Raw genomic sequence first — 15784 nt, forward strand, 5'->3', positions numbered from 1 at the left:
CTCTTTCCACCAAACGAGTGCCGAAACCTCTTCAAGGCTGCCGGATATGTTGCAGATTAAATGGACGAGGCTCTAGACGAAGGGCGCATCACCGGCACAGGACATGCCCGCGCCAACGTCGTCGCAGGTGCCATGGTCCACCGAAGACATCCGGCCCGGAACTGTCTGATCCGCTCTGTCCGCCAACGCGGATCAGGGCCGCTCGGTATCGAACACGATATCCCATGAAACGATCTGCGCGAGATATGCGCAGCCATCCGGCCTTTGTGAGAAATGTGCCCAGACACGGGCGGCGAACGCATTGGGGTTCATCATCAGGAAAATCTGACTGAACTCCTCTCGGCTCACGCGCCGATCGATCCCGCCGGCGTCTTCGAAGGCCGCAATCTGCTCGGGCGACAAAGAGCGGACCTGCATCGCATAGGCCACGTATTCATCCGTGACCGGACAGGTTTCAAACGGGCACCCTGCGGCATCATAGGCGGCGTGGGCAAGCTCATGGGTAACGACACTGGCGAAGAAGTCTTCCGGCGACAGGTGCCGGAAAGGGCTTTCCGTAGATCGCTCTTGTTCCGCGTAGGCCGGCGCGACGAGCTCGATTTGGTCTTCACCGCAATGATAGAGACCGACGCAGCCTTCGCGCATCGTCTCCACGATGTTGACCCGAATAGGTCGGTCGAGCACGAGAGAGCAACTTGCGAGCCCCTTCAGCGCCTTATCAACGAATCCACAGGTTTCGGCCCGCAAGGCCGGGTCCCCACCGGCCACGGTCACACTGCCTGCACAAAATGCGGTCTCCGCTCCAGCAGAGGCGCACCAAGAGGCAAACAGTACGGAAAGGGTGAGGGAGCGCATTCCGGATCTCCTGATCACAGCCTAGAAGGGCCCTTCTCCCGCGGCAATGACAGTGTGGTGCCCTAAATCCCCATTCCAGTTCTCCCATCTCTTCCCTTAAGCTGGCGAGATGTTCGGCATCCTCGCAGATCGCACATTCCGCACGCTTTTCGCCGCACAGGTCTCGGCACTTCTTGGGACCGGGCTGATGACGGTCGCGCTTGGACTGCTGGCCTACGACCTTGCAGGTGGAGACGCAGCGCTCATACTCGGCACGATTTTCACCATCAAGATGATTGCCTATGTCGGGCTTTCACCAATCGCCGCGGCCCTCGTCGAACGCCTGCCGCGCCGCACCGTCCTCGTCTCGCTTGATCTTGTTCGCGCTGCCGCAGCCTTGGTCTTTCCCTTCGTCACAGAAATCTGGCAGGCATACTTTCTTGTCCTCGTCCTGCAATCTGCCTCAGCCGCCTTCACACCGGCATTTCAAGCGACGATTCCAGACGTTCTGCAGGAAGAGGATCGTTATACGAACGCCCTTTCACTCTCCCGCCTTGCGCAGGATCTCGAAAACATCGCCAGCCCTCTAATAGCTGCAGCGCTTCTTCTCGTGTTCAGCTTCGATGTGCTGTTTTTCGGCACACTTGCCGGATTTCTTGCTTCGGGCCTGCTGATCCTTTCCGTCACATTTCCCACAGCCAGCCCGCCAGAACGCCGCGGCATCTGGGAGCGCACAACACGAGGCATTCTGATCTACCTCGCCACCCCGCGACTACGCGGTCTTCTGGCCCTCAACGCCGGCGCAGCGGCCGCCGGCGCAATGGTCCTTGTGAATACGGTCGTGCTGGTCCGCGACACGCTTGGCCGCGATGACAGCGCAGTGGCCCTGACCCTAAGCGCATTCGGCGCCGGCTCGATGGTTTCCGCCCTTGCCTTACCCCGGATGCTCGAACGCATTGGCGACCGAAAGGTCATGGTGGCCGGAACACTTGGCCAGATCGGCGCTTTGTCCGCGCTCGCAATCTGGACTATCGCCATAGGCCTGAGTTGGTCTGCGCTGCTTGTTACATGGACCGTCACGGGTGCTGCCTATGCTGCAGCTCTCACACCGGCGGGCCGTCTCCTGCGCCGATCGTCCCATTCCGAAGATCGCCCCGCCATCTTCGCCGCACAGTTTGCACTGTCCCACGCCTGCTGGCTGGTCACCTACCCTCTGGCGGGCTGGCTTATGACGGTGGCGGGCCCAGTGCCAGCTCTGATCGCCCTAACAGCTATCGCGATCCTCGGCCTCGTCATCGCGCTCCGGCTCTGGCCCAAAAGCGATTCGAGCCTGATGCCACACACCCATGACGATCTTCCGCCCGATCACCCCCACGTCCGGGATGGCAGGCACCACGTTCACGAAATCAGGATTGACGCACTACACCCGAGTTGGCCGACGAAGGGTTAGGTCCGCGGCACGCCCGCTTCTGACCAAAGGGCGAGATAGACATCTGTGATCGCGCGCGCCTCGCGTTCCACGGAATACATTGTCTCCACCTGGGATCTGCCCGCCGCCTGCGCCGCCCGATAGCGATCCGGGTCCGTCAGCATCGTGCGGATCGCCGCGGCGGCCGCATCGGCATCTCCGACAGGCACCACGAGACCGGCTGTCCCCTGAGCGGAAAACTCGCGGTAATGGCCAGCTTCGCTCGCAACGAAAGGTGTCCCGGAGGCCATCGCCTCAAGCGGTACTACGCCATACCCCTCATAGCGTGGCAAGTTGACGACCAGAGTTATGGAACGGATCAGCATCGGTGTCTCTTCCGGGGCGATCTCGCCCACGAACAAAATCCTTTCGGAAAGACCTGCAGCTGCAATTCGTGCCTTAAGCGCCTCGGCGAACCCCTTGTGTTCCCGCGCTATCTTACCAATGACGAGGGCTGTGAGATCCGGCAAGTCCGGCAGAACCCGAAGCATCGCCTCGACAAACACATCCGTGCCTTTCTCGGGCCTCACCCGCCCGATCGTTGCCACACCCCGCATGCCGGGGAAGCCGGTTTCACCCCAGGCGGCCGCCTTTTCCGAAGATGGATGAAACCGTTCGGTATCCACGCCGTGAGGAACCACCGACCGTACGTGAGGCACGAAACTTGCGGCGGCTTCGGATGTGGCGATCACCGCATCCATCCGGTTGATCAGCCACCGTGGCACCGCCGAATGCCGCCTCTGAGCCGCCGAAGTGAAGACGATCCGGATCGGCCTCCGCAACACGTCACGCGCCCAGATGGCAGCCCGCATCTCTGGATTGCGACGCACATGCCAGATAGAGAACGGTCGTCCCTCCGGCACAGTACGGCAAAGGCGGATTGCCTCAGCCCGACTCACAGGATCGGGACAGTCAGGCAAGGGATATCCCACCATCTGAACGGCCAGTTTACGCGCCTGCACGCGGGAAACCGCCGCTGCTGTCGCCGACACCCCGGTGAAGTTCGGGTTGAAGTTCGTGATGTAGACCTCGGGGGTCATGGCGCCAAGAGCGGCAACAACCGTTCCGCCACCACCCGTCGCACGTCTCCTTGCGCCTCTGCAAACCGGCGAGCACCAGCCTGCAGCGCCATCAGATCATCGGGCCGACCTAGGACGTCAAGCGCCGCCGCAAGTCCGGTGGCATCCGGCACTTCCACCGCGCCACCCGCCGCAACCATCCGCGCATTCGTTTCCGCGAAATTCGTCGCGCCGGGGCCAAAGATCACCGGCACACCGAATTGTGCGGGCTCGAACGGGTTATGACCGCCGATGGGCATAAGCGAGCCGCCAAGAAAGGCGAGCGGTGCGAGGCTGTACCAAAGCCCCATCTCGCCAAGCGTATCGGCCAGATAGACATCGGTCTCGGGCTCCACAGGCTCGCCCTTCGAGCGCTGCGCTACCGTCAATCCACGGCCACGCATCATCTCTGCCAGCGCATCCCCCCGCTCCGGATGCCGTGGCACCAGGATCAGAAGCCGCCCGCGCGGCCTCGCGTCAAGCACCTGTTCTTCTTCCCCAGGATGCGTCGATGCAGCAATCCAGAGAAGCCGATCTGCCAAAACCTGCATCATGCCGGCAAGCTCTTCGTCATCCACCGGCAACGGATCCGCGGCCGATTTCAAATCCCCGGTTGCCGTCACTCGATCCGCATCTGCGCCCAACGCGACAAGCGCCTCCGCAGTTTCCGACGTCTGGGTCGTGATCGCTTCAAACCGACTCAGAAGCGCCGCCGCGAGATTCGGCAACCGTCGCCACCGCCGCAAAGACCGCGACGAAAGCCGCGCGTTCACCAGCGCAAGCCGGGTACCCCGCCTATGCGCTTCCACGATCTGGCGCGGCCAAAGCTCACTTTCCACGAACACCGCAAGGTCCGGTCGCCAATGGTCGAGAAAGCGGGACACAGCACCAGGCGTATCGAGCGGGGCAAACTGGTGCCATGATCGCGGCGGCAGGCGATCTGCCACCATGCGGGCCGACGTTGCCGATGTCGTTGTGATCAAGAAAGACACATCGGACCGGGCCCGCGCAAGATCGCCGATCAGCCCGAGGACCGACAGGCTTTCGCCTACGCTGACGGCATGAACCCAGGCCAGTGGCCCAGACGGGCGCTTTGCGGCCGCGATCCCGTTACGTTCGCCCAGCCGATCTGCAGATACTCCTGCCTCGCGCAGCTTGGTGGCATCACGTGAGCGGATTGGCGCTTCCAAAAGGCCGGCAAGAACGGAATAAACCCGGTAAACGGAACCGGGATCCGGGGAAGTCATCAGCCGCCCGTATGGCTCATGTGCCGCGACATTTGCCCGCCAAGCTCCTGGCGGGAATAGTCGAAATCATGTCCCTTGGGCTTCAGCGCAATTGCGGTGCGGATCGCTTCTTCCAGGGGTCGATCGTCCTCTGGATGGCTACGCAACGGTGCGCGCAGATCTGCCATATCCTCCTGTCCGAGGCACATGTAGATCTCGCCGGTGCAGGTGATCCGCACCCGGTTGCAGCTTTCGCAGAAATTGTGTGTGAGCGGCGTGATAAATCCGATCTTCTGCCCGGTTTCCTGAAGCTGGACATAGCGGGCAGGACCACCAGTGCGTTCAGCCAGATCGATCAGCGTGAACCTCTCAGCAAGTTTCGCCCGCAGATCTTTCAGCGACCAATACTGGCCCAGCCGGTTTTCATTGCCGATATCACCCATCGGCATGACCTCGATGAAGGTAAGATCCATGTCGCGCTCTGCGCACCAGTCAACGATCGGAAAAAGCTCGTCCTCGTTGAAGCCCTTGAGCGCGACGACATTAATCTTGATGCGCATTCCCGCCGCTTGCGCAGCATCGATCCCCTTCATCACCTGGGGCAAACGCCCCCAACGTGTGATCTGCGCGAACTTGTCTTCGTCAAGCGTATCGAGCGAGACGTTGATGCGCCGCACACCGGCAGAACTCAGTTCGCCGGCAAACCGCGCAAGCTGGCTTCCGTTTGTCGTCAGCGTCAATTCCTTCAGCGCGCCGCTGTCGAGGTGCCTCGACATTGCGTTGAAGAAAGTCATGATCCCCTTGCGCACCAGAGGCTCGCCCCCGGTGATCCGCAGTTTTTCTACCCCGAGACGCACGAAAGCCGAACACATCCTGTCAAGTTCTTCCAGCGTCAGAAGCTCTTTCTTGGGCAGGAAAGTCATGTTCTCCGACATGCAATAGACACAGCGAAAATCGCAACGGTCCGTTACCGACACCCGCAGGTAGGTGATGGCACGATGAAACGGGTCAATAAGCGGTGCATCTGTCATTGCCGGGAGACGGTACTGAAACGCCTTGACCCCTGCAAGCCTGAGACGTCACGGATTATGAGCAAGGTCACACCGGCGCGATTGAAGATCGGCGCAATCCGTGACATAACTGAACATATGTTCAATTAAAGGGAACGTGCATGGCCCGCCGCGCAATTGAGCGCCCCGCAAATTGGGACAGTTTGAGGTCGGAGTTCCGCTGGTCAATTCCCGACGAGTTTTCCATGGCCGCAGCCTGTTGCGATGTATGGGCCCGTGCAGAGCCACAGCGCCCCGCGATCCATCACATCACCTCAGGCGGAACAACCGAAACCTGGACATACGGTGATCTCAAACGTGCTTCCGATCGCCTTGCAAATGCCCTTCGAAGCCGCGGTGTAGAACGAGGCGATCGCGTCGCGATCCTCCTGCCCCAGTGCCCCGAGGTGATGATCACTCACTTCGCTGCCATGAAACTCGGCGCAATCGCCCTCCCGCTCTTCACTCTGTTCGGGGAAGAAGCACTGGCATTCCGCCTTTCCGACTCCGGGGCGCGCGTATGCGTTACGGATCCCGACAATTCGGCCAAGCTTGCCACTCTCGATTGCCCCGAACTCTCGCATATCCTCGTCACCGGCGCCGGCACCTCTGGACTGCCGTCCTTTGAGGATGAAATCAAAGCGGCATCCGAAGCTCATACCCCTATCCTTAGCCAGGCCGACGACCCTGCCATCCTGATCTACACCTCTGGTACGACCGGGGCACCGAAAGGCGCGCTGCATGCCCATCGCTTCCTGATCGGCCATTTGCCTTCAGTCGAACTCCAGCACGAATTCCTGCCCCAAGCCGGTGACATGGGCTGGACACCGGCAGACTGGGCATGGATCGGCGGCCTCATGGATCTTGCAATGCCCTGCCTCTACCACGGCGTCCCCCTCATCAGTCATCGAATGCGAAAGTTCGACCCCGACGAGGCCTTTGCCCTGATCCGCGATCACCGGGTCCGCAACATGTTCCTTCCGCCCACGGCGCTAAAACTCATGCGCCGGGCCAACGTGCCAAAGGGTGTCGATATTCGTTCGATCGGTTCAGGTGGTGAAAGCCTTGGCGCAGATCTGCACGACTGGGGGAAGAATGTGCTCGGCGCCCCGATCAACGAGATTTACGGACAAACCGAGTGCAATCTCGTGATCTCCACCTGCCACCAGGCGATGGATATCCGCCCGGGCACCATGGGCCGCGCCGTACCTGGCCACGAGGTTGCGATCCTGGATGCCGCGGGAAAGCCTGTCCCCGATGGCGAAACGGGCGAAATCTGCGTCCGCGCCCCCGACCCGGTGATGTTTCTCGGGTACTGGAACCGGCCAGATGCGACGGCAGAAAAGGTGAAGGATGGATGGCTGCGAACCGGCGACCTCGGCACTTGCGATAGCGAGGGCTACTTCACCTTCGTCAGCCGCGATGATGACGTTATCACGTCCGCGGGCTACCGTATCGGTCCCACCGAAATCGAGAACTGCCTAACCGGTGACGAGGACGTGGTGAACGCCGCTGTTGTCGGCCTGCCCGACCTGGTCAGGACAGAAGCAGTAACGGCCTTTGTCGTCCTTCGGGAGGGGGCGGATCGGGATGGCGCCATGAAGGCAAGGCTGATCGCCCGCGTCCGCGACCGTGTCAGCCCTCATGCCGCCCCACGCCGTGTCGAGATTGTCGAAAGCCTGCCTACGACTGCCACTGGCAAGGTCATGCGCCGGGCCCTCCGCGACGAATGGCGCGACAGATAACTGCGAAAAATGCGGCTACGCCGCCGGCAGGCGCTGCTCCACGATCTCGGCGAACCACGAGCATCCGGCAGGGATCGTCTCGTCGTTGAAATCATAAGTCGCGGTGTGGATCATCGCCGAGTCCTCACCATTCCCGACCAGCATGTAGGCACCGGGACGGACATCGAGCATGAATGCGAAATCCTCGCCGCCCATCACCAGGGGCGCATCCCCGCAAGACCCCGCCACCACCGCCGCGGCTTTCGCTGCAAAGCCGGTTTCCTCCTCGGTATTCCGCATCACCGGATAATTCCGCTGGTAGTCCACCTCGGCCGTCGCGCCGTGGGCTTCCGCTGTCAGCGTCACGAGTTCCTTCAGGCGCGCCTCTGCCAGATCCTGCACTTCGGGATTATGCGTGCGAACCGTACCCCGCATCGTCACGTCCTCCGCGATCACGTTGAATGCGACGCTGTCAGTGTGGAACGAACTGATTGTGACGACGACCTGCTCCACGGGGCTCACGTTCCGGCTGGCAATCGACTGGACAGCCAGAACGATATGGCTTGCCACCACCGTCGTATCGATTGTCACATGTGGCCGCGCCGCATGCCCGCCCCGACCCTTGACCTTGATTTCGAAAAGATCCGCGGCGGCAAAGAATGGTCCCGGCCGGGTCATGAACTCGCCCGTCGCGATCCCGGGCCAATTGTGCATGCCATAAACCTCGTTGATCCCAAATCGCTCCATCATCCCGTCATTGACCATTTCTCGGCCGCCGCCGCCGCCCTCCTCGGCAGGCTGAAAGATTACCGCCACCGTACCGTCGAAGTTTCGCGTCTCGGAAAGGTACTTCGCCGCGCCCAGAAGCATCGCCGTGTGACCGTCATGGCCACAGGCATGCATCACCCCTTCGGTCTTGGAGGCATAGGGTTTGCCGGTCGCTTCATGGATAGGAAGCGCGTCCATATCGGCTCGAAGCCCCACGGTGCGCCCCGATGTATTGGTCCTGCCCTTGATGATGCCGACGACACCCGTCTTTCCGATCCCCGTCACGATCTCGTCACAGCCGAATTCCTTGAGTTTCTCGGCCACCAGTCCGGCTGTTCGGTGCGTATCGAACTGCAATTCCGGATGAGCGTGTATATCGCGGCGCCACTCGGCGATCTCGGGAAGAAGTTCGGCAAATCGATTGCGGATGGGCATGGTGAAAAGCTTCCTTGCGCGGCTCATTCGGGACCCTTTGGACCTAGGCGCAGGCCACGCAGCCGTCAATCGAAACCGGCGATCACTTAACCGCGTTGGGGTTGATCTCCTGCTGCCATGCCTCGATCGCCTCTACCGGGTAGATCAGCATCAAAGTTGTAAGGGCCAGGCTGTCCCTTGCAACGCTGGCGGCCACGATCTCGAAACAGAGGATGATCAGAAGTACCCAGAATGACCGCAACTGCCATGCCACAAGGAACCCGCCCAGCATCCAGAGGTAATCACTGACGGCGTTCAGCACGCTGTCGCCCAGATACCCCTGATAGAGGGTCGTCGCGCGGAACTGATCGAGTACCCAATCGGTGTGCTCCACGATTTCCCACGCAACTCCGGTAACGATGGCAACGGCAAAGAGCCCGGCGAATCCCCATCCCGGCACCAAGAGTCGCCCGAGAAGCACAACCAGCAACCCGTGCACGATATGCGACAGCGTATACCAGTCCGCGATATGCTGAGAGTTCCCGCTGGAAAAGACCGAGCCCACCCAGAACCGCACCTCCCCGCAGGTGCAGATCAGAGGCTGGCCCCAGGCGTAGAGGGTGATACCGATCAGCGCGGCTCCGGCCAAGGCAGCCGCGAAGGACCAGATCGTGTGGGGGCTTTCGCTGCGCATCCTCGGCAACTTCTGTCGCGTTACCTATTCGTGCGCAAGGCATCGCGATATGCAGGATGCAAAAGCATCACCGTTCCATGTCCCGCCTGAGCCGCCGTATAAGCGCCCATACCGCGAGGATGACCACCGGTGTCACGACTGCTGTCAGAACAAGCTTGGAAACATCGAGTTCCGCCCCCACCGGCCCGAGAACGTAGATTGCAAGGTTCACCGCGTAGTAGCTGATCGCCACCACGCTCAAGCCTTCGACAGTGCGCTGCAACCTCAGTTGCAGGTCGGCCCGGTGGTTCATGCTTTCCAGAAGGTCCTGGTTCTGCGCGGAACGTTCCACATCCACGCGGGTACGAAGAAGGTTGCCCGCCCGCATCGCCCGCTCCGACATCGCGTGAAGCCGCCCTTCCCCCGCCTTCACGGTACGCATGGCCGGATCGAACCGGCGCATCATGAACTCCCCGAAGGTTTGCCGTCCGTGATACCGCTCTTCGCGCAGCACTGCGATCCGCTGGGTCACAAGCGCCTCGTATGCCCCGGTCGCTCCAAAACGGAAAGCGCTCCGCGCCAGAATATTCTCGAGTTCCGACGAGATCTTCAGAAGTGCCCCGAGAGTCTCTTCGGCTCCCGCCGAACTGCCTGTCATCTGCCCCATCAGCGTGGTCAGCTCGTTGTCGAGTTGCGCCATCGTGGGACCAAGCTCGCGCACCCGCGCCAGGCCAAGCATCGACATCGCCTTGTAAGTTTCGATTTCGCAAAGCCGCTGAACGATACGTCCCACCCGACGCGGGCCAGTATCTGGTTTGACAAATACGCCGAAGCGCATGTGCCCGGCACTGTCGATCCGGAAATCACCTGCAACAAGCGCCGTCCGATCGAGGACAACGCTGGCGGCCAGGCTCTCCGGCACGAACCAGTCGTCTAGCTTCGGACGGATATCGGCCTCGCCATCCCACATCTCGACACGGATCAGAGCAGAGGTGATCCGCACTCCGGGCGCACGATCAAGCCACTCTTCGGGAAACACCTCGAAGGTGCGCGCATCAAACGGCCGCTCAGCATTGCCAGGGCCAAATACCGTGTAAGTCACGAATTCCGTGTGACTTTCCCATTTCAGTTGGTGCTTGCCGATCTGCCCGAACCAATGCGTCGCCCCCGGCTGCGGATGCGGTGCGCCAAACCTGTCGAGAAGATCGATAAGATGCGCACGATCGACATCACGATCCCGCGCTGCTGCCTCTTCGGGCCGTTTGATCGCCACGTAGGCCGCCCGGCAAGGCGCCTCGAGCGGCGGGAACGGCCGCGCGTGAAGCTCGTTCGCAAGCGCATAGCGCAGGGGGTGATCCTTCAGTTCCGCCATGCCAGCGACCCTAGCGCGCGAAACGCCCCTGTAAACAAAAAAAGACAACGTTTCTGACGGCTTAGCTGTACACCATCGTGGACCGACCGGGATCGGTCGCAAACAAGCAAGACCAGATGGCTCCCGCTATGGCCGGTTGGCCGCGAAACTTGCAGGGAGCGAATGACATGAAAATCGGGTTCATCGGGCTGGGCAATGTGGGCGGCAAGCTTGCAGCCAGCCTTCTCAGAAACGGCTACGACCTGACGGTGCGCGACCTCGATCGCGGAATGGCGGAACCGTTCCTCGCGCAGGGCGCCCATTGGGCCGAAAGCCCGCGCGAGATGGCTGAAGCCTGCGACATGGTCATCACTTGCCTGCCGTCACCCGCGGCCTGCGCGGCGGTGATGGAAGCAGAGGACGGCCTTCTTGCCGGCCTCTCGGAAGGTAAGATCTGGGCCGAGATGTCGACAACCGATACCGATGAAGTACGCCGCATGGCGTCCCTGGTGACGGCGAAGGGCGCGCTGGCGGTTGACTGCCCGGTCTCTGGCGGCTGTCATCGCGCGGCCACGGGCAATATCTCGATCTTTGCTGGCTGTACGCGAGAGACTTTCGAGGAAGTGCTCCCCGTGCTGACCACGCTCGGGCGGCGCGTTCTTCACACTGGCGATGTCGGCACCGCATCAACGCTCAAGGTGATGACGAATTACCTCGCCACGGTCAATCTGGTCAGCTGTGCCGAGGCACTGACAACAATGAAGGCCGCCGGGCTCGATCTCGCCACCACGTACGAGGCGATCCGCATCTCCTCGGGCACCTCATTTGTTCATGAGACCGAAAGCCAGGTAATCCTGAACGGCTCCCGAGACATCAGCTTCACGATGGATCTCGTCCTGAAGGACGTGGGGCTCTTCCAGGAAATCGCAGAAAGCCGCGGTGTCCCGCTTACGCTATCGCCGATGATCGTAGAGATATTCCGCGAAGCAATAGAAGCGTATGGGCCGCGCGAGAACTCGCCAAACATCATCCGTCGCTACGAGGAACCAACCGGCCTCGACATCCGCGCTCCGGGCTTCCCCGCGGAAATTGTCGATGACGAGCCCGAAGAACCGGGCTACGAGGTCACCGTCTGGCGCGGCTGAACATTTCATTTTGGCAACAATACTCCGGGGAGGTCCGGAGGGGCAGCGCCCCTCCGGTGGATCGGATCGCGAAGCGATCCGACGCCTTAGCTCAGCTCAGGTGCCGTCCGAAGAAATCGAGCGTCCTTGCCCAGGCTAGCGTCGCAGCGGCTTCGTCATAGCGTGGCGTCGTGTCGTTGTGGAACCCGTGGTTCACATCCGGGTAGAAGTGGACCGTAAACGCCTTCTGATTGGCGGCGAGAGCCTCCGAATAGGCCGGCCAGCCTGCGTTGATCCGCTCGTCCAGCCCTGCGTAATGGATCATGAGCGGCGCCTGGATCGAGGGAACGTCCTCCGCCGCGGGCTGCCGCCCGTAGAATGGCACCGAGGCGGCAAGATCGGGATAGGCAACCGCAAGCGCATTGCACACTCCGCCGCCGTAGCAGAAGCCCACGGCACCGACCTTGCCGGTCGATCCATCGTGATCGCGAAGAAACTCAAACGCGGCAAAGAAATCGGCCATCAGCTTCGCCCCGTCGAGGCTCCGCTGCATCTCGCGCCCCTCGTCGTCCGTCCCGGGATACCCCCCGAGCGGTGTCAGCCCGTCTGGCCCGAAGGCAAGGTATCCCGCTTTCGCCGTGCGGCGCACCACATCCTCGATGTAGGGGTTGAGCCCCCGATTCTCATGAACGACCAGAACGGCGGGCAAGGGCCCGTCCGCGCCAGCGGGTTTGGCCATCAGCCCCTTGATCGTGCCATGCCCTTCGGGGCTTTCATATTCGGCAACCATCGTTTCGATGTCCGGATCGTCAGGTGCAACCTGCTGGGCCAGGGCATAATTCGGCTTCAGCTGTTCAAGCAGCATGGCTCCTGTGACGCCAGCGGCGGCATAGCGTCCCGCCTGCGAGATGAACTCGCGCTTGCTGATCTTGCCATGCACATAGCCATCGAAGATTTCCAGGATACGCGGATCGAAATCCGACGCTTTCTTGCGTGGGGCAGTCATGAGGGCAGCTCCTTCTGGGTTGAGACACCCGAAGCCTATTGCGTCAGCCTGTCGCAGGCGAGGAAATTCATGCGCCGACCCGAATCCAGGTCATCATGCCGCCAGCGGAATGCTCGACCATGTGACAATGAAGAAGCCAGTCACCGGGGTTGTCCGCAACGAAGGCGATTTCCACCGTCTCGTCCGGATTGACGAGTGTCGTGTCCCGTAGCGGCCCCTTACCCTCGGGCCCAATAACGCGGAAATGGTGGCCATGCAGGTGCATCGCATGCGGCCAGGCGGTGTCGTTGATCATGGCGATCCTGACCGTCTGGCCCAGGTCGGCTGCGATCAATGGGCTCTCCGGCAGTTCCGCCATCCCGTTGAACGCCCAGACCTTGCCTTCGCCAGCCAGGTCTCGCGGCGCCATCATGCGCCCGCCCATCATCGCACCCGACATGCGCCCCATCGCACCGCCCTCCATCCGCAGGACGGCCCGTGGGGCCTGATCGAGGTCGCCAAGCCGCGGCACTGGGTTGGGCGGCAGCGCGATCAAGGGCGCACCGGGCGTCCGGCCCGAACGTCCCTCAACAGGGAAGTCGGCCACTGCCAGAAGTCCCTCGCGATCCTCCTCGAGAATATGCGCCGTTTCTCCCTCGCTCGCCGTGACATCGACAATCAGATCGGCCCGCTGCGCCGGAGCAAGGGTAATCCGCTCGACCACCCGCGGCGCATCGAGCGGCTGCCCGTCGAGCGCGACCACACGCGCCTCGAATCCCCTCAAAACAAGCGGAAAGATCCGCGCATTGGCGACGTTGACAAGCCGAAGGCGCAACCGCGCGCCAGCCTTCACGGGCTGCGCGTACTCGCCGACGCCATTCACTGTCACCCAGTTACCGATCCGGCCGGCATGGGACCAGTCTCGCAATGAACCGAAGCTTTCATGCAGGGTTGCATCCGCTGCAAACCGCCAATCGTCGATCAGAAGCACAAGATCAGCGTCGACATCGGGCGGTGTTTCTTCAACCACCACAAGCGCACCGTAGAGGCCGCGTGCCAGCTGCTCCCAGGTTCGGTTGTGGGGGTGATACCAGTAGGTGCCGGCATCCGGCACGCGAAAGCTGTAATCGAAACTCTCCCCGGGCAAGACGGCGGCCTGCGTCATATCGGGCACCCCGTCCATCGCGTTGTCGATGCGAATGCCATGCCAGTGGATCGTGGTCGCCTGCGGCAGTTCGTTGATCAACCGCCTGCTGAGCTCACCACCCTGCGGAATCCGGATCTCTGGCCCGGGCACCTTCGCCCCATACCCCCAGATAGGCGTCGGCGCGTAGTCGGCTGGCGCAAGCTGCGCCGTGCCGGGGGCCGCCCGCAGGGCAGCCACACTCGAACCCGCAGCAGGCCGGGTCATCAAGGCAGCGCCGGACGCCGCCAGAAATACTCGCCGTGAAATCACCGCTCATCTCCTGTCACCACAAGAAAGGAGATAGGCCCTGCGGTACGTCTCGAAAAGCCTCGCCGGATAAGCCAGCGAAAATGCGGCGGGGCCCTTCGTCGGGCCCCGCCGATCCGCCTCAGTCGATCTTCGGCAGAAGCGCGTCGAGCGACGCCTTCGCATCGCCGTAATACATCCGCGTGTTCTCCTTGTAGAACAGCGGGTTCTCGATCCCCGAATACCCGGTCCCCTGGCCACGCTTCAGAACGAAGGTCTGCTTCGCCTTCCACACTTCCAGCACAGGCATGCCAGCGATCGGAGAATTCGGGTCGTCCTGCGCTGCCGGATTCACAATGTCGTTCGAGCCGATGACGATGGAGACATCGGTCGACGGGAAATCATCGTTGATTTCATCCATCTCCAGAACGATGTCGTAGGGAACTTTCGCTTCGGCCAGAAGCACGTTCATGTGCCCCGGCAAGCGGCCCGCGACCGGATGAATCCCGAAGCGCACTTCCTTGCCCTTGGCCCGAAGCTTGCGGACGAGATCCGACACCGCCCCCTGAGCCTGCGCCACGGCCATGCCGTAGCCCGGTACGATGATCACGCTGTCTGCGTCGTTCAGTGCCGCAGCCACCCCATCGACGTCGATCGCCACCATCTCGCCCTCGACCTCCGCCGCAGGCCCACCGGTGCCGCCGAAGCCGCCCAGGATAACGCTCACGAACTGTCGGTTCATGGCCTTGCACATGATGTAGCTCAGGATCGCACCTGACGATCCCACCAGCGCACCCACCACGATCAGCAGGTCGTTTGACAGCGAAAAGCCGATCGCCGCCGCCGCCCAGCCGGAATAGCTGTTCAGCATCGAGACGACGACGGGCATGTCCGCCCCGCCGATCCCCATGATCAGGTGGTATCCGATGAACAGCGCCGCAATTGCCAGCAGAACAAGCGTCCAGCTTCCGGCTCCCGAAAGATACATGACCAGAAGAAGAAGCGACAGCGCCGCCGCCGATGCGTTCAGGAAATGCCCGCCGGGCAGCTTCTTCGCGGCCGTGTCGATCTTGAACGGCAGAAGGCTCGAGTTGCCAGAGAGCTTGCCATAGGCCACGACCGAGCCGGTGAACGTCACCGCGCCGATCCAGATCCCCAGAACCAGCTCTACCCGCAGGATCGTGATCTCGACCGGGGTCTTCTTGGCCACGAGTTCCCCGAACGCCGATAGCTCGTCGAGCGCCGTACTGCCGGCAGCCTTCGCGCAGGCAAGATAGCTCAGTCCTTCGGAACACCGCGCGCCAACATCAGCGATCAGCATGCCCTGAACGGTGTTGATCATCATGTCGGCGTTGAAGCCAACGAACACCGCCGCCAGGCCCACCAACGAATGCATGATCGCGACCAGTTCGGGCATCTGGGTCATCTCGACACGGGTGGCAAGCTGATAGCCCACGACCGCGCCGATCGCGATCAGCACGAGCGACAGGATCCAAAGTCCCTGGCCCGGTCCGATCAGTGTCGCGACCACGGCAATGAACATGCCCGCGATACCGTACCAAACCGCGCGCTTCGCGCTCTCCTGTCCAGAGAGCCCGCCGAGCGAGAGGATGAAGAGAACTGCCGCGACGACATAGGCCGCTGTGGTAAAACCGAATTCCATATGCTCCGCCCCCGC

13 protein-coding genes are annotated in these 15784 nt (G+C 61.8%); 3 read left to right on the forward strand and 10 right to left on the reverse strand.

Annotated elements, in window-relative coordinates:
- Positions 1-192: 192 nt before the first annotated feature.
- Entirely contained in the window at positions 193-855 is a 663-nt protein-coding gene (locus RXV90_RS15755; RefSeq protein WP_316649827.1) for a hypothetical protein, read from the reverse strand.
- A 109-nt stretch (positions 856-964) separates the two neighbouring features.
- Here RXV90_RS15755 and RXV90_RS15760 point away from each other — a divergent pair, with 109 nt between their 5' ends.
- Positions 965-2284 (forward strand): MFS transporter, encoded by a 1320-nt coding sequence (locus RXV90_RS15760; RefSeq protein ID WP_316649828.1) that lies wholly within the window; start codon positions 965-967, stop codon positions 2282-2284.
- Here the strand turns inward: RXV90_RS15760 and RXV90_RS15765 are convergent.
- From RXV90_RS15765 to moaA, 3 genes are read right to left on the reverse strand one after another with little or no spacing between them, the layout of a single operon-like run.
- Entirely contained in the window at positions 2281-3342 is a 1062-nt protein-coding gene (locus RXV90_RS15765; RefSeq protein WP_316649829.1) for a glycosyltransferase family 4 protein, read from the reverse strand. The genes RXV90_RS15760 and RXV90_RS15765 overlap by 4 nt on opposite strands.
- Complete coding sequence (locus RXV90_RS15770) at positions 3339-4607, reverse strand: 3-deoxy-D-manno-octulosonic acid transferase (protein WP_316649830.1); 1269 nt, start codon at positions 4605-4607, stop codon at positions 3339-3341. The genes RXV90_RS15765 and RXV90_RS15770 overlap by 4 nt, the downstream gene beginning before the upstream one ends.
- On the reverse strand, positions 4607-5617 hold the full coding sequence (gene moaA / locus RXV90_RS15775) for a GTP 3',8-cyclase MoaA (protein ID WP_316649832.1): 1011 nt from the start codon (positions 5615-5617) through the stop codon (positions 4607-4609). Before moaA ends, RXV90_RS15770 begins: the two co-directional genes overlap by 1 nt.
- A 140-nt stretch (positions 5618-5757) precedes the next feature.
- On the opposite strand from moaA, the gene RXV90_RS15780 reads away from it, so the two are divergent.
- A complete protein-coding gene (locus RXV90_RS15780) occupies positions 5758-7380 on the forward strand; it encodes an AMP-binding protein (RefSeq protein WP_410482376.1) in 1623 nt (540 codons plus the stop codon).
- A 15-nt stretch (positions 7381-7395) separates the two neighbouring features.
- On the opposite strand, the gene RXV90_RS15785 is transcribed toward RXV90_RS15780, so the two are convergent.
- From RXV90_RS15785 to RXV90_RS15795, 3 genes are all read right to left on the reverse strand, one after another.
- On the reverse strand, positions 7396-8562 hold the full coding sequence (locus RXV90_RS15785; protein ID WP_316649834.1) for a M20 aminoacylase family protein: 1167 nt from the start codon (positions 8560-8562) through the stop codon (positions 7396-7398).
- Positions 8563-8644: 82 nt separating this feature from the next.
- Positions 8645-9235 (reverse strand): DUF2585 family protein, encoded by a 591-nt coding sequence (locus tag RXV90_RS15790; protein WP_316649835.1) that lies wholly within the window; start codon positions 9233-9235, stop codon positions 8645-8647.
- Positions 9236-9302: 67 nt separating this feature from the next.
- Entirely contained in the window at positions 9303-10586 is a 1284-nt protein-coding gene (locus RXV90_RS15795; RefSeq protein WP_316649836.1) for a DUF3422 family protein, read from the reverse strand.
- Between the two features lie 167 nt (positions 10587-10753).
- On the opposite strand from RXV90_RS15795, the gene RXV90_RS15800 reads away from it, so the two are divergent.
- On the forward strand, positions 10754-11710 hold the full coding sequence (locus tag RXV90_RS15800) for an NAD(P)-dependent oxidoreductase (RefSeq protein WP_316649837.1): 957 nt from the start codon (positions 10754-10756) through the stop codon (positions 11708-11710).
- A 91-nt stretch (positions 11711-11801) separates the two neighbouring features.
- Here the strand turns inward: RXV90_RS15800 and yghX are convergent, their stop codons facing one another.
- The 3 genes from yghX to RXV90_RS15815 form a co-directional block, all read right to left on the reverse strand.
- Complete coding sequence (gene yghX, locus RXV90_RS15805) at positions 11802-12695, reverse strand: YghX family hydrolase (RefSeq protein ID WP_316649839.1); 894 nt, start codon at positions 12693-12695, stop codon at positions 11802-11804.
- Positions 12696-12762: 67 nt separating this feature from the next.
- Positions 12763-14085: a multicopper oxidase family protein gene (locus RXV90_RS15810; RefSeq protein ID WP_316649840.1), complete on the reverse strand. Its 1323-nt coding sequence runs from the start codon at positions 14083-14085 to the stop codon at positions 12763-12765.
- A 163-nt stretch (positions 14086-14248) separates the two neighbouring features.
- Entirely contained in the window at positions 14249-15769 is a 1521-nt protein-coding gene (locus tag RXV90_RS15815) for an NAD(P)(+) transhydrogenase (Re/Si-specific) subunit beta (RefSeq protein WP_316649841.1), read from the reverse strand.
- Positions 15770-15784 lie beyond the last annotated feature (15 nt).

It is taken from the genome of Ovoidimarina sediminis (genome assembly GCF_032586175.1).
In the GTDB taxonomy this organism is placed as follows: Bacteria; Pseudomonadota; Alphaproteobacteria; order Rhodobacterales; family Rhodobacteraceae; genus Ovoidimarina; species Ovoidimarina sediminis.

Bases quoted from the DNA above. Each gene is read 5' to 3' on its own strand.
- RXV90_RS15755 (WP_316649827.1), bottom strand. From the start codon at position 855: ATGCGCTCCCTCACCCTTTCCGTACTGTTTGCCTCTTGGTGCGCCTCT.
- RXV90_RS15760 (WP_316649828.1), top strand. From the start codon at position 965: ATGTTCGGCATCCTCGCAGATCGCACATTCCGCACGCTTTTCGCCGCA.
- RXV90_RS15765 (WP_316649829.1), bottom strand. From the start codon at position 3,342: ATGACCCCCGAGGTCTACATCACGAACTTCAACCCGAACTTCACCGGG.
- RXV90_RS15770 (WP_316649830.1), bottom strand. From the start codon at position 4,607: ATGACTTCCCCGGATCCCGGTTCCGTTTACCGGGTTTATTCCGTTCTT.
- moaA (WP_316649832.1), bottom strand. From the start codon at position 5,617: ATGACAGATGCACCGCTTATTGACCCGTTTCATCGTGCCATCACCTAC.
- RXV90_RS15780 (WP_410482376.1), top strand. From the start codon at position 5,758: ATGGCCCGCCGCGCAATTGAGCGCCCCGCAAATTGGGACAGTTTGAGG.
- RXV90_RS15785 (WP_316649834.1), bottom strand. From the start codon at position 8,562: ATGCCCATCCGCAATCGATTTGCCGAACTTCTTCCCGAGATCGCCGAG.
- RXV90_RS15790 (WP_316649835.1), bottom strand. From the start codon at position 9,235: ATGCGCAGCGAAAGCCCCCACACGATCTGGTCCTTCGCGGCTGCCTTG.
- RXV90_RS15795 (WP_316649836.1), bottom strand. From the start codon at position 10,586: ATGGCGGAACTGAAGGATCACCCCCTGCGCTATGCGCTTGCGAACGAG.
- RXV90_RS15800 (WP_316649837.1), top strand. From the start codon at position 10,754: ATGAAAATCGGGTTCATCGGGCTGGGCAATGTGGGCGGCAAGCTTGCA.
- yghX (WP_316649839.1), bottom strand. From the start codon at position 12,695: ATGACTGCCCCACGCAAGAAAGCGTCGGATTTCGATCCGCGTATCCTG.
- RXV90_RS15810 (WP_316649840.1), bottom strand. From the start codon at position 14,085: ATGACCCGGCCTGCTGCGGGTTCGAGTGTGGCTGCCCTGCGGGCGGCC.
- RXV90_RS15815 (WP_316649841.1), bottom strand. From the start codon at position 15,769: ATGGAATTCGGTTTTACCACAGCGGCCTATGTCGTCGCGGCAGTTCTC.